The sequence below is a fragment of the Mesorhizobium sp. WSM4821 genome, assembly GCF_055901555.1.
Genome location: NZ_CM148371.1, coordinates 4,596,183 through 4,614,926, shown reverse-complemented (window position 1 = coordinate 4,614,926; position 18,744 = coordinate 4,596,183). Strand labels below are relative to the sequence as shown.

The window sequence follows — 18,744 nt, the reverse complement described above, 5'->3', positions numbered from 1 at the left end:
TGGTGACCGCCGCCCAGATGAGGGTATCCTTGGGTAAAGCCTAAGCGGCAATGGTGCGGGTTGCACAGGGATGGACGCCGCCCACCGTACCAGGTCCTAGATCCACCGCCTGACCTTCCCGGATCGAAAAAAACTCGAGGAGCGGGATTAAAACCTGCCATGCTCCGTAAACAGGACATGAGAGGATCGATGCCACGCTTCGATATCATCGGACAGCTTGGTTCCCTGCGGCGCTACGCGCGTTCGCTGACGCGCGATAGCGCCGAGGCCGAGGATCTGGTGCATGACGCGCTGGTGCGTGCCTATGAGCGGCGCGGCACCTTCAGATCCGGCGGAAACCTGCGCGCATGGCTGCTGTCGATCGTCCACAACGCTTTCATCGACCGTTTGCGGTCCCGCAAGTCTGAAGCAGTGCGCATCGAGCAGGCCGAATACCTTGCTGATGCCAGCATGCAGGCGCCCCAGGAACATTCCGTCCGCCTGGCACAGATGCGTGAAGCCTTTTTCAAATTGCCGGAAGAGCAGCGTTCGGCGCTGCATCTCGTCGCCATCGAGGGACTCACCTACAGCCAGGCCGCCGAGGCCAGCGGCGTGCCGTTGGGAACGCTGATGTCGCGCATCGGCCGGGCGCGTGCTGCGCTCCGCGAGATGGAGGACAAATTGCCGGCACGTGCGAAAAGCCACCTCAGGATCGTGGGAGGTCCGTGATGAACGAATTGCGCGACCCGGTGACCGATGCCGACCTTGATGCCTATGTCGACGACCAGCTGGACGTTGCTCGCCGTATCGAGGTCGAGGCGTTTCTTTCCGCCCGTCCGGAGGCGGCCGCGCGCGTGATGTCCGACCTCAGGACGCGCGACGAACTGCGCATGGCGCTTGCCGGGTCCAAGGGCATGGCGCGCCCGGCGACGGCCGATGCGGCGCGGCGGCTGGAACGGGGACTGGCCCGGGGCCGCGTCTTGGGCGCGTTGCAGCGGGCAGCGACGGTCGCAGTCCTGGTGGCCGCGGGCTGGTTGGCGAATGGGATCGTCGGGCCGATATCGGTGACGAAAGTCGTCGCTTCGACCCAGCCGCCCGTCTATCTGGAGGAGGCGATCCGGGCACACAGAACGACGATCATGCGCGAGGCCATGTCGTCGCAGCCCGAAACGCCGAACTACAACGCGGACGAAGTCCGCGCCGCCACGGCGATCGTCATGCCGTCTCTGCCGAAGGACTGGAAGGTCCGTGACGTGCAGATCTATCCGTCGCGGTTCGGCCCGAGCGTCGAAATGGCTGTCGAAACACGAGACCTGGGACTGGTGTCGCTCTTCGCGATCAGGCCCGGAACGTTCGACGTGGTTCAACCGACCATCGTTCCCTCGGATGAAATTTCCTCGGCTTATTTTCAGGTCGGGGAGGTCGCCTATGCGGTCGTCGCTCGAAGCGATGTCCGCAACCTCGATCGCGCCGCGGAAACGCTCGCCAAAACACTTTACTGACCCTCACCAAGGAGAATTCGCATGAATACCCCCAATCTAGGATACCGCACGGGCGTCGGAGCCCGAGCCGGGGCCGTCTTCGACGAAGGCCTGCGCCAGCATATGCTGCGCGTCTACAACTACATGGGCATCGGCCTCGTCCTTACGGGCGTGATCGCCTTCGTGGTGGCTTCTACGCCGGCCCTCTACGTGCCGATCTTTTCCAGCCCGTTGAAGTGGGTGGTGATGCTGGCACCGCTCGCCTTCGTGCTCTTGTTCTCGTTCCGGATACAGACGATGTCCGCGGCCGGCGCTCAGGCGATGTTCTGGGCGTTCTGTGCGGTCATGGGCCTGTCGCTGGCCTCCGTGTTCCTGGTCTTCACCGGCACCAGCATCGCTCGTACCTTTTTCATCGCCGCCACCATGTTCGGCGCGACCAGCCTCTACGGCTACACGACCAAGCGCGATCTGACACAGTTCTCGTCCTTCCTGATCATGGGCCTGATCGGCGTGGTGATTGCCAGCATCGTCAACATCTTCCTCGGGTCGACCGCGCTCCAGTTCGCCATTTCGGTGATCGGCATCGCCGTCTTCATCGGGCTCACCGCCTGGGACACGCAGACGATCAAGGAGCAGTATGCGGAAAACTTCGGCGCGGAATCGCAGCAGAAGCTCGCCGTTTTCGGCGCATTCTCGCTCTATCTGAACTTCGTCAACATCTTCCAGCTGCTGCTGAACTTCACCGGCGAGCGCGAATAGCCGCGTCAGATCAATTGCATGTCGCGGCAGCGGTTTTGGAGCAGCGACATGCAACGAAGCAGACTTTAAGCGCGTCGCGGAAATCGCCGGAACCACGGGCGCAGGAGGGGCTCCGACGGGGCCGATGATTCCGGTTTCAACGATGGCGGTGATTTCGGCGATATCTGGCAGTGCGCGGTGCGGGTGGGGCCGGTCTTGGACCTCCGCCACCCGACTGCTTCGTTTGGAACGGCGACTGTCCGCCCGCCTGCGCGAAGAGCAGGAAGCCGGGTTTCAGACCTGCCGGACGATGGTGCCGACCACATTTACGAGAAGGCGCGCGGCGCTCAGAGCCGACAGGCCGTCGATGTCGGCGGGAGGATAGAGCTCAACAAGGTCGAATCCTGCGATCCTGGCCCGGCTGCCGACGCCCGCTATCAGGTCGATCACCTGCGTATAGGTGAGGCCTCCGGGCGTACGAGCCGCCACGCCCGGCATGATGCCGGGATCGAGCCCGTCGCAGTCCAGGGTGACGACGACCCGCGCTCCTTCGGGAATATGCCGGAGAGCGGCTTCGACGCCTTGAGCGTGAACGTCGCGGGCGGTTACGAAGCGGCTGCCATAGCGCCGCGCCGTTTCGATCTCGGCGAGGCGTGCGCTGCCGACGCTACGAAGGCCGACCTGCACCATGCCGGCGACATGCGGCATCTCGCTTGCCCGGCGCATTGGGCTCGAATAGCCGTAGTGTTCTCCATGCACCTCGTCGCGCCAGTCGATATGGGCGTCGATCTGCAGGATCCAGACCGGCCCGTGATCCGCAAAACCCGCAAGAAAAGGTTTGACCACGGAATCGTCGCCGCCGAGCAGGATCGGTACGGCCGGCAATGCCAGGACCTCGCGCGTCTTCGCCTCGATCCGGGCCCGGTTGCCGGCATTGTCATGCATGGTCGTCGGGATGTCGCCGGCATCGATGCAGCAGGCCGGCTTGCTATCGAACAGCGGGCCGCCGAGATCGAAATCCCAGTGCTCGACGAGCGCGGCATCATCCTGGCTCGCAGCGCGGATGGCGTCGGCGGCCAAGGCATAGCCGCTGCTGTCCTTGCCGGGATAAGTGCTGCCGTGACCGGTTCCGAAGATCACCGCACGGGGCACGCGGTCATCGGCGAGGCGATTGGGAAAGCCGAGAAAGGAAGGTGCGGCGGTCATTTCTTGATGATCTGAAAACAGCAGGATGGGGGGCATTTCAGTAGGGAACGAAATCCTACGCTAAGCCTGTAAGGTCGGACGTCAAGAAGACGTTTTTGGCGAGACGTTGCCGGATCAAGACACATCGCCCAGTCGCATAAGATAGATTATGGAACTGACGGTGTGGTTTTGATCGTGCTATATTCCGGCTGTTCATGCCGGCTGCGCCCACCGCCATCGCTGCCGATTAGGTGCGCGGCGGTCGCATGCCGTGGTCCCCGAGCGCCGGGGTTGCGATCTCAGGCGTCATCCACTTCAAGTCGCCAGCTTCGCCACGACAGCCTGCGCTGCCTTGACCATTGCGCGTGGCTCGACGGCGAACACTGCGTCATGCGCGCCGGCCGCCGCCCATATGCGGTCGAAGCCGAGCAGCGTTTCGTCGGCGAACGCCGGGATCGCGACCAGATGGCCGATTGGGGCTACGCCGCCGATGGCAAAGCCTGTCTCGTCGCGGATCTGCCGCGGGTCGGCGCGCTTAAGCGGCTCGCCGGTCATCGCTGCGGCCTTGGCGAGATCGAGCTGGTTGGAACCGGAAACCAGGAAGAGAAAAAGTCTACCGCTGGTTTGTCCCTGGAAAATCAATGATTTGACGATCTGTGAAACCGTGCAGCAGCATTGCGCGGCGGCTTCCTCGGCGGTGCGTGTCGAGGCGCCCATGCGCCTGATCTCGATGTCGAGACCTGCATCGGCCGCTGCCTTGGTCACACGATCGATGCTGCCAACCATGAAAAACCGAACCTATCACTCTGATTCACAAGGGATTTCGATCGTCATGCCGTCATAGGCCGGCTCGACGTTGGCCGGTGTCTCCGCCATCACAGCGGCGTAATCGAGCGGCACATGCATATGCGTCAGCACGGCGTTTTTCGGCGACAGTTTCTCGATCCAGCCGAGTGCCTGACCGAGCGACAGATGGCTCGGATGCGTCCTGTATTGCAGCGCATCGATGACCAGTACATCCAGACCACGCAACCGTTCGGCCGTGGCGTCGGGGAAATCGCTGACATCAGGGCAATAGGCAAGCGCGCCGATGCGAAAACCAAGCGATATGATGTCGCCATGGATCTGCGGCAGCGGCTCGAGGGTGAGGGCGCCCCCCTCGCCTTCGATGACCACTGGCCTGGTATGGTCGATGATATGAGGCTCGACGATGGGTGGATAGGAACTGCCTTGCGGCGTTTCGAAACAATAGCCGAACGCGTCCCGTAACCGCAACATGGTCGCCTGGTCAGCGTGAATATCGATGCGATGACGCTGCTCGAGCACGAAGCCGCGCAAATCGTCGATGCCGTGGATATGATCGGCATGCGGATGCGTATAGACGACAGCATCGATGCGCCTCACCGATGCCAGCAGCATCTGCTCGCGGAAATCCGGTCCGGTATCGATGACGACAGTGGTCCTGTCGCCGTTTGCCGTAATCCGCTCGACGAGTGCGGCGTTGCGCATGCGCCGGTTCCTCGGATTGGCCGGGTCGCAATTGCCCCAGTCGCCGGTGATGCGCGGCGTGCCCGGCGATGAACCGCAGCCGAGAATGGTGAGGCGCAGCCGGTCGCTCATGCGTCAGGCGCTCAGTGCGCTTGGGCGCGGCATCTTCCCGAACAGCCGGAAGAAATTGTCAGTGGTGACGGCCGCGATCTCGGCCTCGCTGACGCCGATCGTTCCAGCCAGCACATTGGCGGTATGAGCGACATAGGCAGGTTCGTTGCGCTTGCCGCGAAACGGTATCGGCGCGAGATATGGCGCGTCGGTTTCGACCAGCAGGCGGTCGTGTGGCACATCGGTGGCGATGGCGCGTAACTCGGCCGAATTCTTGAAGGTCAGGATGCCGGAAAAGGAAACATAGCCGCCAAGCGCCACGCCGACTTCGGCCAGCCTGCGCCCGGATGAAAAACAGTGCAGGATGAAGGGAAAGGCGCCCTTCCCTGTTTCGTCCTCGAGAATGTCAGCCATGTCGCTGTCGGCGTCGCGCGCATGGATGACCAAAGGCAGACCCGTCTCGCGCGCGGCGGCGATATGGGTGCGAAAACCCTTGGCCTGCGCATCACGCGGCGCATGATCGTAGAAATAGTCGAGCCCGGCCTCGCCGATCGCCACCACTTTCGGATGGGCGGACAGCCGCACAAGCTCCTCGACAGTCACGTCCAGTTCTTCGGCGGCATTGTGGGGATGGGTGCCGACCGAGCAATAGACTTCGTCGAAAGACTCAGCGATCTCAAGTACTTGCTGAAATCGCTTCACACGCGTCGAAATCGTCACCATGCGACCGATTCCAGCGGCTAAGGCGCGGGCGACAATGGCCGCCCGCTCCTCTGCGAAATCCGGAAAATCGAGATGGCAGTGACTGTCGACCAACATCAGGCGCTTGCATCCGTTTGCTCGACGTAACGCGGAAACACGCCCTCCGGCGCGGGCAAAGCAACCCCCGATACCAGCGCAAAGTCCGCGTGGACATGCACGAAATCGCGGCTGTCCGCCGGCACAGCCAGAAGGTCGAGCAGCTTGGCGGCCGATCCCGGAATGAAGGGCTGGCACAGCAGCGCCACGCGTCGGATGACTTCCGCGGTCGTCCACAGCACCGTTTCCATGCGCGCCGGATCGGTCTTTCTGAGCGCCCAGGGTTCCTGCGAGGCGAAGTAGCGATCGGCCTCCGCCACCACGCCGAAGATCGCCGCCAGCGCCAGGTGGATGCCCTGCTCCGCCATCGCCTTGCGTGCAGCAGCAAGCGCCTCCACCGCCTGGTCGAGAATCGTCCTGTCGGCCTCCGACAGCTCGCTGCGTTTCGGCACCACGCCGCCACAGTTCTTGGCGATCATCGACAGCGAGCGCTGCGCCAGATTGCCAAGACCATTGGCGAGGTCGGCATTGGTGCGGTTGACGATGGCCTCGTGGCTATAGCTGCCGTCCTGGCCGAACGGCACCTCGCGCAGGAAGAAATAGCGAACCTGGTCGAGGCCGTAATGCTCGACCATCGCGAACGGGTCGATGACGTTACCAACCGATTTCGACATCTTCTCGCCGCGGTTGAACAGGAAGCCGTGACCGAAGACGCGCTTCGGCAAGGGGATTCCGGCCGACATCAGGAAGGCCGGCCAATAGACTGCGTGGAAGCGCACGATGTCCTTGCCGATGATGTGTGCATCGGCAGGCCAGAAACGCCAATTATCAGAATTTTCATCTGGATAACCGACACCGGTAATGTAATTTGTCAGAGCGTCGACCCAGACGTACATCACATGCTTGTCGTCATCGGGCACCGGCACGCCCCAGTCGAAGGTGGTGCGCGAGATCGACAGATCCTTCAATCCTGACTTGACGAAGCTCATCACTTCATTGCGACGCTCGGCCGGGCCGATGAAATCGGGCTGGCTTTCGTAGAGCGTGTTGAGCTTGTCCTGATAGGCCGACAGACGGAAGAAATAGCTCTCTTCCTCGACCCATTCGACCGCGGTTCCCTGTGGCCCGTAGCGGACATTGTCGGCGCGGACTTCGGTTTCCTCCTCGCCGTAGTAGGCTTCGTCGCGCACCGAATACCAACCGGCATAGCCGCCCTTGTAGATGTCGCCATTGGCAGCCATCGCCTTCCAGATCGCCTGCGAGGCAGCATAGTGTCGTTCTTCGGTAGTTCGGATGAAATCGTCGTTGGAGGCATTGAGCGCGACCGCCATGCGCTTGAAATCGGCCGAGTTGCGGTCGGCCAGTTCACGCGCGGGAATGCCTTCCCGCTTCGCCGTCTGCAGCATCTTGATGCCGTGTTCATCAGTCCCGGTCAGGAAGAAGACTTGCTTGCCGTCGAGCCGCTGAAAGCGGGCGAGCGCGTCGGTGGCGATCAGTTCGTAGGCATGGCCGATATGCGGCTTGCCATTGGGATAGGAAATCGCCGTGGTAATGTAGAATGTGTCGCGTGACATGAATTAACCGTCATGAATGTCTGAATGAAAGATGTCGCGGTGAGATATCGCATCGAAACGGCGATTGCCATCCCGATGGGCCGTCACATTCGCATTGCAGAATTCAGCCGGTCGATCATAGCCAAGGCGTGCTGCTTCTTGTCGAGATTGTAGGTATCGGTTTCAGATATAGCGTTCAAGGCCTCGTGCCAAGTATCCGAGAGCGTTTTGGCCCGCGCCAGATCGCCCGCCAGCGCGGCCTGGCTTGCGCCGGTCGAGAGCAGGTCAAGCGCACGGCCATTGAAGATATCGAACTGGATCGCCTGGTCGCGGCCGGCGACCGCCTCCGCGAGGCGATAGGCGCCGGCAACATCGCTCTTTCGCGCTGTCGCCAGGGCGTCGAGCGTTTCGGCGATCTCCAGCCCGCCATATTGCGTCAACAGGATTGCGGCGCGCGCGCTGCCCCCTGCCCGCTCGGCCAGTGCCGCGCGCGCCGCGGGATCGTCCGGCGGTGGTGGCTCCACGTTCTCCAGGACCGTCATCAGGCTCTCCGCATCGAGCGGCGTCAGCCGCACCATCTGGCAGCGCGAGCGGATGGTCGGCAGCAGGCTGCCCGGCGCATGGACGATGAGAATGAACAGTGTTCGTGCCGGCGGTTCTTCAAGATTCTTCAACAAAGCGTTGGCCGCATTGGCATTCATGTCGTCGGCCGGATCGACGATCACCACCCGGTAGCTGCCGTCGTGCGAAGTCAGCGACAGGAAGCGACTGACCTTGCGAATCTCATCGACGGTGACGACTGTCTTGAAGCTCTTGGTCTTGTCGTTCGGCGGGCGGGTCAGATGCAGCACCGAAGGATGCGCGCCGGTGGCGATCTGGCGAAACAGTGATGACGTCGGATCGGGAACGGCAAGAACGTCCGGCGCTTGCTCGAACGCCGGATGCTTCAACAGATGATGCGCAAGATGAAAGGCGAGTGTCGCCTTGCCGATGCCGACTGGTCCGACAAAGATCAGTGCGTGCGGCAGCTTCCCGGAACGATAGGCCGCCGCCAGCATGTTCGCCGCCTGGCCGTGCCCGACCAGACGCGGCGTCTCGGACGGCTCGGGGACGCCGTCCAGCGTGTCGTGCTGTTCTGGTGCGATCCGTTCGAAAATCATCCCGGCGCCGCCTGCTTCCTGTGCGCCGGCCCCATCGTCTCCAGGACCGAGAACACGGCGGCGGTGACGACATTTTCCACCGTGTCGGGGTCGGCGGACGCGTCGACGACGATGCAGCGCTCTGGCTCCGCCGCGGCGATCGCGAGAAAGGCTTCGCGGCGGCGCTGATGGATATCCAGCGTCTCCTTTTCGAAGCGGTCGGCGCCGGCATCGGGACCCCGCCGTGCCGTGGCGCGCCGCAGTCCTTCGGCCGGATCGATATCGAAGATCAGCGTCATATCGGGCACCATGCCGTTGATGGCGACCTTTTCCAGCGCGCCCATGAACGCCGGATCGAGGCCGCCGGTGACGCCCTGGTAGACGCGCGAGGAATCGATGAAGCGATCACATAGCACAATCGAACCGCGCTCGACCGCCGGCCGGATGACCTGCTCGACATGATCGGAACGCGCGGCGGCGAAAAGCAGCGCCTCCATCCTTGGGCCGAACGGTTCGGCAGCGCCGGAAAGCAGGACATGCCTGACCGCCTCTGCGCCCGGCGAACCGCCCGGCTCACGCGTGACAAGGACATCGTATTTCTTGGCGCGCATCTTGCTGGCCAGCCGCTCGACCTGCGTCGACTTGCCTGCTCCTTCGCCGCCTTCGAAGGTGATGAAAAATCCGTGCACCAAAGTCTTCGTCCATGCTGCGGGACCGTAATAGTCCCGACTTGAGAAAAGGTCCACGCCGTGGTGCTAACGCAACCAGCCGACGGCCAGTTCCTTGACGGCGTCGAGCGCGCGCTGCGGCAGCGAGCCCGGGCCAACGGACTCTGCCGCGAAAAGCGGCGTCTCCTGGCTCAGCGTGTCGCCGATCCAGACCCGCAGTGCGCCCACCGCTTGCCCCTCCTCCACGGGTGCTGCAACCGGTCCGTCATAGACGATCCTGGCGGTCAGCTTGTCGCGATTGGCGATGGGCACGAAGATATTAACCGGCCCTTTTGCCCTCAGCGCCACACCGGACTTTGCGCCGCCGAAAACCTGCGCTTCGCCAACCACTTCATTCCTGGCGAAAATCTCGGTCTTCTGGAAGGAACGAATGCCCCAGTCGAGCAGCTTTCGCGCTTCCTCGGCGCGCTCGCGGTCGCTTGCCAGTCCGCTCATCGCCGCGATGAGGCGTGCGCCATTGTGGCTGACCGAGCCGACGATGCCGAAGCCGGATGCCTCGCTCATGCCGACAGCCAGGCCGTCGGCGCCGATATCCATCGCCAGCAGCGGGTTGCGGTTCTTCTGGGTGATCTTGTTCCAGGTGAAATCCTTCTGGCCATAATAGCGATAGAGATCCGGGTACTCGCGCCAGATATGCAAGGACAGAAGCGCAAGCTCCCGAACGGTCGTCTGCTGACCGTCGGCCGGCAGACCGGTTGAATTGACGAATGTCGATTTCTCCAGGCCGATCTGCCTGGCGCGCTCGGTCATCTGCGCCGCGAAATTCGCCTCGGATCCGGCGAAGCCTTCGGCGATGATGATGCAGCCGTCATTGGCTGCCTGGACCGTCACGCCCTGGATCAGGTCCTCGAGCCGAATCGCAGACTTAAGCTTGGCAAACATGGTCGACGTTCTGGATGGCGCGCCTCCGGTACGCCATGCGTTCTCACTGACCACGAACGTGTCGTCGAGCGTCATGCGCCGCGACTTGACGGCGTTGAAAGCCACCTCCATTGTCATCAGCTTGGCCAGCGACGCCGGCGGTATCGGCCTGTCCGCGTCCTTGGAAAACAGCACCGTTCCGGTTTCGGCATCGATCATGAAGGCCTGCGCGGCCTTGGTCTCGAAAAGCTGCGCCGCGGCCGGAGCCAGCGAAAGCAGCAGGAGGCCAAAACCCAGGAGCCCGACAAAGCGAAATTTCATAAAAGGTTAGACCTGTCGGCCGGCATTTCTGGGCAAGCTCTACAAGCTATCAGGCTTTGTCCCGACGAATCAACCGCGCCCACGGAAAACCGGGCTTCAGGTTTTGCCAGTCAGTTCCGAACTACGAGCGCGTCGGGCGCACCGTGCGACCACGCTGCCTGCAGCATTTCGTCCAGGCTGCCATGGCCGTCCGGATAGAGATTGACCGAATACCAGTCCTTGCCATCAAGCTCGGAGCGCTGGATTTCGGCCTTGCCGAAGCCGGAAAGCTGGGCCGCCACACGCTGCGCCTCGGCGGCATCCTCGAACGAACCCGCAGCGACATAGTCCGTGGGCGAACCGGCCGAAGGCGCTTGCCGCTTCCACGATTGAACGATTTCGGCGGGCGATATGCCGGCGCCATCCAGCGCGGCAAAGGCATTGGCGGCGCCCTGTACGCGTTCGTCCGCATAAGACAGCGACGCCACGGAGAATGGCGATTGCGCCGGCAGATTGATTTCCGGACGCTCCGGCGCGATCGGCCCGAAATCGGGCAGCGTCACACTGCCGGCGGCCGATATGACAGGCTGTGCTGACGCGGAATTCGTCAACTGACCGGGAAATGGGGCGGCGACAGGGCCCAACGCCGAGTTCGGAGATGGGCCATTCATGGCGATCATGACGCCGGTCGGCAGGCCGTCCGACGGATCCGGCGCCCTACTGCCTGGATTGTAAGAGGCCATCAGGTACTGATCGTCGTTACCGTCGAGCGGCGCCCGGCCGACATATTCCACCTTCACCTTGGCCGTGCCGACATTGGCATAGTCGAGCATTTCGGCGGCGCGCTTCGACACATCGATGATGCGCCCGTCATGGTAAGGGCCGCGATCGTTGACGCGCACGATAACCGAGCTGCCGGTCTTCAAATTGGTGACGCGCGCATAGCTCGGCAGCGGCATGGTTGGATGCGCGCCGGTCAGATGGGTCATGTCGTAGATTTCGCCGTTGGCGGTCAGCCTGCCGTGAAAGGCCTCGCCATACCAGGACGCTGACCCGACCTTGGCGTAGCGCTTGTCTTCCTTCGGATAATACCACTTGCCGCGCACCTGATAGGGCTTGCCGAGCTGGTCGCGTCCGCCGCCGCGCTGCAGGCCCGACATCTTGAAGGTGACGCGCGGGCTGGCCTTCACGCCGTATTCGGATTCGGAAAAATACTCCTTGGAGCGAGGCTTCTTGTTGATCATCGCCTTCGGCTGCGGCGCGGCGCAAGCCGCCAGCAAGGCGGCCGACAGGGCGCACAACATGAAACCGGAAGCGCGACGTAGGTGCGGGCGCGCCCTGCTCTGCATTTTTCGACTGCCCCCCCTCAGCAACGCACCGCAACTTGACCATGAACGGGGCCAAGACACTCACCCGACAAATGCCGGCCCCACTTGATTCTCAATCCCTTGTGCGCAGGAATTGTTTATCACCGTATTAACCGATTATGGTCAGAACCGGGCGAGATTGTGGCACAAACCCTCCTGGCGATGGCTGCGGAAAATCGCGGCTTTTCGGCCTTCGGCGCTGGTCGTCTTGCCGTGGCTCCGCCGTCAGGCGTCCCAACAGCCCGGATGCCTGCAAGAGCCACCAGGCTTGCCCGGCTGTTCTGATGCTGAACCGTCCATTGGCGATCAATCCATGCTTTGCGGTTGGCAAGAAGCGTCGCGGCCGGTTGACAGGGCTTTGCCGGGCGCACTAGAGCAATGAAAGCGCCGACGATCTCCAGGCGCGGCAGCGCCAATAGACACGAGTCGAGATCAGGACGAAAATCCAAGTGGTTGAAAAATCACCGTGGAGGGATGGCCGAGCGGTTTAAGGCACCGGTCTTGAAAACCGGCGTGGGTGCAAGCCCACCGTGGGTTCGAATCCCACTCCCTCCGCCAGATGTCGCCGATTGCCGCACAAATTGACGATCTATATCGTTATTTATCAATAAGATAGATCATTAGGAGGCGACTGTGCTACGATGCATGGTTCTCGCACTCCCGACCGGGTGGGATAGTCCTAGGTATAACCGCCGATCACACGCTATAGTCCGCTTCGCCTCTGCTTGGGCATGAATGGATTGCCACCTATGCCGTTCCCGGTTGAGTGCGATGCGCTCCTTCCTCGGGATCGAACATCGAGACGCCGCCAAGGGCCGCCGTCACCGGGCACCTCGTTCTGCAATACGTCCCAATGTTCAGCCAGCTTGCCGTCTCGAATCCGAAAGAGATCGACCACCACCTGCGGTGCGTCCGCAATGCGGCCGTGGATGGCGACGAAATCACCTTCCGCTACGATCAGGCCGGGCTCGTAATAGACGTCCTTCGACAGCTCAGCGACGAGCGCCTGCAGCGCGTCGCGACCTTGGGGAATGTTGGCGTTGTGTTGGATATAGTCTGTCGCGTAGAGGCGTTCCACCGCCGACGCATCACGACGTTGGAATAGCGAGATCATCGCCTCGATCACGAGCGCCTTGTTGCGCTGAGGACGGTCATCGAAGACACGCTCCGCTGGCCGAGTGATCGCGAATGGCCCGGTCATTAAGCGCTCCACCGACATCTTCATGGTCCTTTCTATGAGGCGATGGATTGCCAGGCTAAGCCGGCTGCGGTCGCGGGTATGGCTGGAGGAAGTGGTCGTTATGCCGGCTGCCCTGCATTCAGGCATGGGCAGCCGTCTTGTGGAGCGGGATGACGCAGCTCGATAAGCAGTCAGCGTGTTGGCTTTGGATCGCTCGAGACTTTCGTCACTCCCGCCCAGATCAGCCCGCGGTGCTCGGCACCGGCGTGTTAAGCAGCTGCTGCTCCCAAAGATACGCGATGCCGCTGCCACCGAAGTGCTGGATGAGAATCTCGGTCAGTTCCTCGACATGCTCGGTGCGCGCCCAATCGCGTTGCCATTCGCCAGCGAGCGCCATCACGGTCATCACGTTCGCGCCGGCCGCGATCATGCGCTGGATGGCAACTTCGTGAGACTCCTTCGAAATCCCGCCCGACGCGTCGGTGATCACGGTCACGTCCCAGCCTTCGCCGGCGGCCTGGATCACAGGCATTGCGACGCAGACCTCGGTCCACAGGCCGGCGATGATCAGTTGCTTGCGGCCGGTCGCCTTGACGACGTTCACCACATTCTCGTCCTGCCAGGTGTTCACCCAGGTGCGATCGATGACTTCCTGGTCAGGAAATACGTCGGTGATCTGCTTAAAGAGAAGTCCACCGCGCGCCGCGATCACGCTGGTGAGAATGGTCGGAACATTGAAGGCTTTTGCTAGCTTCGCCAGCGCGGTCGTGTTGTTGACCACCATATGCGGATCGTGGCTGTTCAGGTTCGCGAGTTGATAAGGCTGGTGATCGATCAGAACGAGCACCGAATCTTCGGGACGAAGAAGCGAAGCAAGGCCGTTACGAGGGGTCATCAAGACTTCCTTTCTCTGCCGCTATGGACGGCGATGGGTTCACGGGAGACATGCGCCAGCGGGCGACGTTGCCGGGACGCAATTTGCCGTTCCTTTTTGTGATGCGGTAGTGTCATAGTCAGGCAAGCCGTGTCGCGAAATGAGGAACGCCGGAATGGACATCGAAGACCTACAGACATTCGTCGCAGTAGCCGATGCCGGCGGCGTATCGGCCGCCGCGCGCCGGCTCGGTGTCTCCAAGTCAATCGTCAGTCGGAGGCTTTTTCGGATTGAAGCCGAGCTTGGCGTGCAGTTGCTTGCACGATCGACGCGCGGCGCCGCGCTCACTGAGGCGGGGATCACGTTCAGGGACCATGCGGCCCGAGCCAGTGCCGAGATCGATACGGCCAGGGAAACGATCCTCCCCACCGGTGAGCTGCGTGGCCGCCTGAGGGTTGCTATGCCGCTTACTTTCGGCCCAACCCACTTCGCTCCGGTGCTGGCGGAAATGGCGCGCCAGCATCCGCAGCTTCACATTCATACCTCCTACAGCGATCGCTTCGTCGATCTCATCGCAGAGGGTTTCGATTGCGCGATCCGAGGCGCCTACCTCCAGGACTCCAACCTGATCGCGAAGCGCGTCGGGCCGATCCATGGAAAGCTTGTCGCAAGCCCGGATTATATCGAAGCGCATGGGTCACCCGAGACTCCGGACGAACTCGTCACCCATCAGGCACTCATGCAGGGAACGGAAGCCTGGCAGTTCATGGATGGCAGCAAGATTGTTACGGTCCAGCCGCAGGGCAAGTTCAAGGCCGATAGCGCCACGGCGCTTGCCGCCACGGCGGCGGCAGGTCTCGGCATCGCCTGGCTCCCCGATTGCATCACACATGAGTATGTGGCCTCCGGTGCTCTGGTCCCGATCATGACACGCTATCCGGTACCTCCGGGGGCCGCGTATGTCGTCCGCCCACCGGGTCAGCATCCCACGCGGAAAGTGCGGGTGCTCACCGAGATGCTGACTGAGTATTTCAAACGGAACCCGGATCTTTGGGGTCTCGACCGTTAAAAAAACACGAACGGGGCGAAGCCGATCCCGGCTTCACAACAGCCGATGCGGGTGGGATCGAGGATAGATCCTTAACCATCGCGCCAGATCAATCAGGTCTGCTTGGCGGACATGGATCTCCACAGCGCGGCAGGCCGACCCTCGTTCCAGACGTCGGTATAGCCCGCCTCCGCCAACGCTTGTGCCGCGGCAGCCGACCGCCCCTTGATCGGCACATTACGAAGATTGGATGGTGTTTAGCCAAGCGCTGCCGAGCCGCGATGGCCGATACACCAGTCACGAACTTCGGGTTTGGTTTCATTTTGTAGGCATCGGCGTCGCATCGCCTCCACGCCGGTCGTAGGGTTGTCCATCAGGGCCCTACTGCAACTCAGGGTCAAAGCAGTATCGCCGCGATTTTCCTCGCCAATTCTTCAAGTGGCATCATCGTGAGAAGCAAGGGAACGATCGGCGCCAGTGTCGACGCAATCAACCTGTAGATAGCGTCGTTTGTTATAGCTGCGGTGCGCATTCCCCGCACGTTGGCATAGCTATTTCCCATGTCGGCAAGCGACTGAATGTCGGCGCTGCCCAGTAGGCCTTCACTTGGCGCACGGCTTCCGCGAAGCCACTTGGAATCGAACTCGCTGACGTATCGCATGGCCAACTGTCCGTATTCGCGGAGTCCGCTCCGTCTGGCCTGCAACAGTTGAGGCGTGAACACGACAAGCGGACTGATGCATATGGCCAACACGAAGACGACCATAATGGCGATCTCAGCCTTGAATTCGATCAACGGGGTGGCAAGGATCAGAACGCGCGTCGCGAGGTACCCTGCCAGCAATGTTCCATGCGCTGCGGCAAAGATGGTAAGGGCTCGAAGCGTATTGGGAAGGAAACCTAGCCCAGCGAGGCAATCCGGATGGGTCGGAACCAGCTTCAATTCGATCCGCGACACCTGCCACAGAAACCGCGCCCAGATGAACAAGCGGAAATACCAGCGACAAAGTACGAATTGGAAAACCGGCAGGCTCACCCATGCATACCACATTCCGGCAAAGGACGGCCCACCACCAGAAGAGTTGGCATACCAAGTCGCCGTATCCGCGGCCACATATTGCCGCCAAATAGTGACGCCAACGCCGTAGACGAATACGATCACCAGAACTTCGGCTAGGACGGAATCGCGCAATCGCAATGCGGCCCGAATGGCGTTTTGGAAACGCGGCATATCATTCTCAGGAACCATGCCTCGCTCTAGGAATTGCTGCGGCACCGAACTCACGCGCAATTCCGTCGCACGTTCCGCAATCAACAACAATGGCAGCGCCAACAGCAGTCGGACGTGGACTTCGAGGTCGCATAGAAACGGTATTGCGACAACTTCTCCCGACACCTGTCCGCCAGCAGTCGACAGTAACAGCAGGGGTATCCAGGTCATCAAAGCAATGCCGATGCTTACGCGCTGGCGATGCCGCTCGACCCCGCTACCTGGTAGCTGTGTACGGAAGAAAATTCGATACAGCGGTCCGCCTGAGAAAAGCGAAAGCTCTAACGAGCCGCCATTTTGGTTCGACACATCGGCGCGCTGCACCCGGTCTTCGCGCATCACCATTCCCAGCGTTGAGCGGGATTCAAATCAACTCTGAACCAGGCTCGATCGCGCTTACCGACCATGGTCTGACGCGTCAGTCTGCGCCGCCGGCAACAGGATTTTCTCGGGATCGAGTTCGTAGGTCCACGGAAGGTTCGCGTTCTTCCAGCCGTTCTTCATTCTCTTGCCACGATAAACGTTCTCCGGATCCTCAATCGTGTCCCCTTCGATGCCATCGACGATATTGTAGGCATTGTTGAAACCGCCCTTCGCCAGCAAGTTGACGGCCACGGCGCCGCGCCCGCCGGATCGGCAGGTCACAAGCAGCGTATCGCTAGGCTTGGCCATCTTCTTTACGCGGGCCAGGAAGTCCGCCGTCGGCTTCATCAGAAGTTGTTTCTTGGCGGCGTCGACCTGATGGGTCGGGAGCGCAATGGGAATGTTCCAGGCCATCGTCGGATGCCCGACAAAGAAAAACTCCTCCGGCGTACGAACATCCAGGATCTTTACTGTCTCAGGCGCCGCCTGCCATTTCTCGTAAGCCTCTGCAGCCGTCACATAGAGGCCCAAAATCGTCTGCTTTTCTTTGGGAAGCGTAGTGTGATCAATCATGATTCAGTCCTTCGCTCGGAGTTCAATTGAGACGTTGCGTCATTTCTTTCCGCCGGAATCCTCCGAAGGGTCCGCAGGCCGCCGATTGCGGCGGAAGCGGTCGAGAACGGCGTCCAGCGTGTTGCCGGTCAGACTTCCGAGCGTGATTGCGCGGACGTACGCGAGTATCTCGGTCACCTGCGCGTCGGTGTAGTACTGGCGCAGGTTCTCTATCGCTGCCCGCTCGAACCCGTCGAGATCTTCGGCGTATTGCCGCGCAAACAGGATCGCGGCCGCTTCGGCGGGGTTCTTCGCCTCAAGCGCCGCGGTTTCCTGACTGAGGATTTGGTTGATTTCCTCAAGCGGCACGCCGTTGGCCATGGCCCAGTGGCTGTGTCCCCACTGGCAGTATCGGCAGTCGGTGACCGAGGTCACGCCAAGCATGACCTTCTCGCGCAGCGCGGCAGATGTTTTTGGCCTGAACAGCGCGGCGAGAAGGACGGGGGCCGACGTGACGACGTTGGCGACGGTACTGAAGAAATTGCCCACAGTCAGCGTACGCTTGGCCTTCTTTGGCGGCGGTCTCATTATCATCGTTTCCTTCAGGCGCGCCGTGTCGAATGCCCCGTCGTACGATCGCGCTCACCGAGGATATTCAAGATCGTGGAGTAACCTCCTCCATTGAAGGCCTTGAAGCCTGCGGCTTCCAGAACTTCCTTTGCCTTTCCGGCCCTGCCGCCCGTGCCGCAATAAAGGACTATGTTCCGGTCGCGCGGCAATTCGTCCAAACGATGCTTGAGCGTAAAAAGTGAAATGTTGGTCGCCCCGGGCGCCATGCCCCTTCTTGCCTCGACCTTCGACCTGACGTCGATCAAAAGCGCGCCCTTCTGGATCAGCTTCGCCACTTCTTCCGGCGGCAACTTCGTCCTCACCAACTCGTCGTGCTTTGCTTTCAGTCGTGCTGCAATCATCGATCTCTTCCTTAGAAAGTCGTGCTTGAGGGCTATGCCTGTTAAGCGGCCCTTCTGGAGCCCTCGTCTACGGCACGTAGTTGGCGCTGGTATCCGCGCCATAGCCGCATCCCTGATACGTGCAGTGCAGTTCGTCGCGAACGATTGCGGCCCAGCCGTCGCATCGGTCGGTATTGAGCGAAAGTTCCTTGGTGAGCACCATCGTCTCGAACTTCCACCCGTTCGGCAGGTTCTTCAGCTTCTTGCCGACCTGATCGAGGTTGTCGAGCGTGAGGCTCGGGTCGACATCCTTCGTGTATTCCTGCATGACCCACACCGCACCCGACGGGTCGCGCAGCAGATGCACCGGCGTGCCCGCGTGCCAGATCCAGTTGCTGTTGCGATAGATAAGGTTTGGCGAATACGGCGTCTTCATCTGAGCCATCATTTCGGCCCCGGTCATCTCGCCGCCATAGAGCAACCTGACGCCATCGCAGTCCACGACATCACCGCCCTGGACGTCCGTTTCGTCCATCAGCCAAAAGCGGCCGCCATTGACGGCGCACATGTCCACCTCGAACTGCTTAGCCAACCGCACTGGGTCCATCTTCTTGTGGCTGTCCACCGTGATCTCGTCCAGATTGGCCGCGGTATAGACGTGGGCCCGCGCTGTCGGACCCGTACCGACAAAAGCGCCAAGTCCGCAGAAGGGTCTTCCGCGCGTGTTTTTTGTGACACGACGATCACCGTGCATTCCTATCCTGAGTTTCATTGCCTGA

20 protein-coding genes and 1 tRNA gene are annotated in these 18,744 nt (G+C 61.4%); 5 read left to right on the top strand and 16 right to left on the bottom strand.

The features are described 5' to 3' along the window. The first annotated feature begins 189 nt into the window (after positions 1-189). From AC0NID_RS22385 to AC0NID_RS22375, 3 genes are read left to right on the top strand one after another with little or no spacing between them, the layout of a single operon-like run. Complete coding sequence (locus AC0NID_RS22385; RefSeq protein WP_473456247.1) at positions 190-708, top strand: sigma-70 family RNA polymerase sigma factor; 519 nt, start codon at positions 190-192, stop codon at positions 706-708. Next, positions 708-1,481 carry an anti-sigma factor family protein gene (locus AC0NID_RS22380; protein WP_473456248.1) on the top strand — a complete coding sequence of 258 codons (774 nt, stop codon included), beginning with the start codon at positions 708-710 and terminating at the stop codon, positions 1,479-1,481. Before AC0NID_RS22385 ends, AC0NID_RS22380 begins: the two co-directional genes overlap by 1 nt. A 21-nt stretch (positions 1,482-1,502) precedes the next feature. After that, positions 1,503-2,219: a Bax inhibitor-1/YccA family protein gene (locus AC0NID_RS22375; protein WP_473456249.1), complete on the top strand. Its 717-nt coding sequence runs from the start codon at positions 1,503-1,505 to the stop codon at positions 2,217-2,219. A gap of 273 nt (positions 2,220-2,492) precedes the next feature. Here AC0NID_RS22375 and AC0NID_RS22370 read toward each other — a convergent pair whose 3' ends face one another. The 9 genes from AC0NID_RS22370 to AC0NID_RS22330 form a co-directional block, all read right to left on the bottom strand. Further along, a complete protein-coding gene (locus tag AC0NID_RS22370) occupies positions 2,493-3,404 on the bottom strand; it encodes an agmatinase (protein WP_473456250.1) in 912 nt (303 codons plus the stop codon). 294 nt (positions 3,405-3,698) lie between these two features. Continuing rightward, positions 3,699-4,169: a YbaK/EbsC family protein gene (locus AC0NID_RS22365; RefSeq protein WP_473456251.1), complete on the bottom strand. Its 471-nt coding sequence runs from the start codon at positions 4,167-4,169 to the stop codon at positions 3,699-3,701. A 15-nt stretch (positions 4,170-4,184) separates the two neighbouring features. Then, a complete protein-coding gene (locus AC0NID_RS22360) occupies positions 4,185-5,003 on the bottom strand; it encodes an MBL fold metallo-hydrolase (protein WP_473456252.1) in 819 nt (272 codons plus the stop codon). A gap of 3 nt (positions 5,004-5,006) precedes the next feature. Further along, positions 5,007-5,801, bottom strand: coding sequence for a TatD family hydrolase (locus AC0NID_RS22355; protein ID WP_473456253.1), 795 nt, complete (start codon positions 5,799-5,801; stop codon positions 5,007-5,009). Beyond that, on the bottom strand, positions 5,801-7,354 hold the full coding sequence (metG, locus tag AC0NID_RS22350; protein ID WP_473456254.1) for a methionine--tRNA ligase: 1,554 nt from the start codon (positions 7,352-7,354) through the stop codon (positions 5,801-5,803). Before metG ends, AC0NID_RS22355 begins: the two co-directional genes overlap by 1 nt. Positions 7,355-7,437: 83 nt before the next feature. Next, positions 7,438-8,493 (bottom strand): DNA polymerase III subunit delta', encoded by a 1,056-nt coding sequence (locus tag AC0NID_RS22345; RefSeq protein ID WP_473456255.1) that lies wholly within the window; start codon positions 8,491-8,493, stop codon positions 7,438-7,440. Beyond that, complete coding sequence (gene tmk / locus AC0NID_RS22340) at positions 8,490-9,164, bottom strand: dTMP kinase (protein ID WP_473456256.1); 675 nt, start codon at positions 9,162-9,164, stop codon at positions 8,490-8,492. Before tmk ends, AC0NID_RS22345 begins: the two co-directional genes overlap by 4 nt. Before the next feature lie 63 nt (positions 9,165-9,227). Continuing rightward, the gene (locus tag AC0NID_RS22335; RefSeq protein WP_473456257.1) at positions 9,228-10,382 is read right to left on the bottom strand and encodes a D-alanyl-D-alanine carboxypeptidase family protein; all 1,155 of its coding nucleotides are present in this window, start codon (positions 10,380-10,382) and stop codon (positions 9,228-9,230) included. A 110-nt stretch (positions 10,383-10,492) separates the two neighbouring features. Further along, positions 10,493-11,710: a septal ring lytic transglycosylase RlpA family protein gene (locus AC0NID_RS22330; protein ID WP_473456258.1), complete on the bottom strand. Its 1,218-nt coding sequence runs from the start codon at positions 11,708-11,710 to the stop codon at positions 10,493-10,495. A 486-nt stretch (positions 11,711-12,196) separates the two neighbouring features. Between AC0NID_RS22330 and AC0NID_RS22325 the strand changes: the two genes are divergently transcribed. Beyond that, positions 12,197-12,286, top strand: a tRNA-Ser gene (locus AC0NID_RS22325). Between the two features lie 145 nt (positions 12,287-12,431). Here AC0NID_RS22325 and AC0NID_RS22320 read toward each other — a convergent pair. After that, on the bottom strand, positions 12,432-12,953 hold the full coding sequence (locus tag AC0NID_RS22320) for a nuclear transport factor 2 family protein (protein WP_473456259.1): 522 nt from the start codon (positions 12,951-12,953) through the stop codon (positions 12,432-12,434). Positions 12,954-13,149: 196 nt separating this feature from the next. Continuing rightward, a complete protein-coding gene (locus AC0NID_RS22315; protein WP_473456260.1) occupies positions 13,150-13,803 on the bottom strand; it encodes a hydrolase in 654 nt (217 codons plus the stop codon). Positions 13,804-13,957: 154 nt separating this feature from the next. Here AC0NID_RS22315 and AC0NID_RS22310 point away from each other — a divergent pair, with 154 nt between their 5' ends. Further along, positions 13,958-14,851 (top strand): LysR family transcriptional regulator, encoded by an 894-nt coding sequence (locus tag AC0NID_RS22310; protein ID WP_473456261.1) that lies wholly within the window; start codon positions 13,958-13,960, stop codon positions 14,849-14,851. Between the two features lie 376 nt (positions 14,852-15,227). Here AC0NID_RS22310 and AC0NID_RS22305 read toward each other — a convergent pair whose 3' ends face one another. From AC0NID_RS22305 to AC0NID_RS22285, 5 genes are all read right to left on the bottom strand, one after another. After that, positions 15,228-16,439 carry a hypothetical protein gene (locus tag AC0NID_RS22305; protein ID WP_473456262.1) on the bottom strand — a complete coding sequence of 404 codons (1,212 nt, stop codon included), beginning with the start codon at positions 16,437-16,439 and terminating at the stop codon, positions 15,228-15,230. A gap of 57 nt (positions 16,440-16,496) precedes the next feature. Beyond that, positions 16,497-17,036 carry a rhodanese-like domain-containing protein gene (locus AC0NID_RS22300; protein WP_473456263.1) on the bottom strand — a complete coding sequence of 180 codons (540 nt, stop codon included), beginning with the start codon at positions 17,034-17,036 and terminating at the stop codon, positions 16,497-16,499. Positions 17,037-17,075: 39 nt separating this feature from the next. Next, positions 17,076-17,564: a carboxymuconolactone decarboxylase family protein gene (locus AC0NID_RS22295; RefSeq protein WP_473456264.1), complete on the bottom strand. Its 489-nt coding sequence runs from the start codon at positions 17,562-17,564 to the stop codon at positions 17,076-17,078. A 53-nt stretch (positions 17,565-17,617) separates the two neighbouring features. Next, a complete protein-coding gene (locus tag AC0NID_RS22290; RefSeq protein WP_473456265.1) occupies positions 17,618-17,986 on the bottom strand; it encodes a rhodanese-like domain-containing protein in 369 nt (122 codons plus the stop codon). A gap of 67 nt (positions 17,987-18,053) precedes the next feature. Beyond that, positions 18,054-18,737, bottom strand: a complete 684-nt coding sequence (locus AC0NID_RS22285; protein WP_473456266.1) for a hypothetical protein — start codon at positions 18,735-18,737, stop codon at positions 18,054-18,056. Between the last annotated feature and the right edge of the window lie 7 nt (positions 18,738-18,744).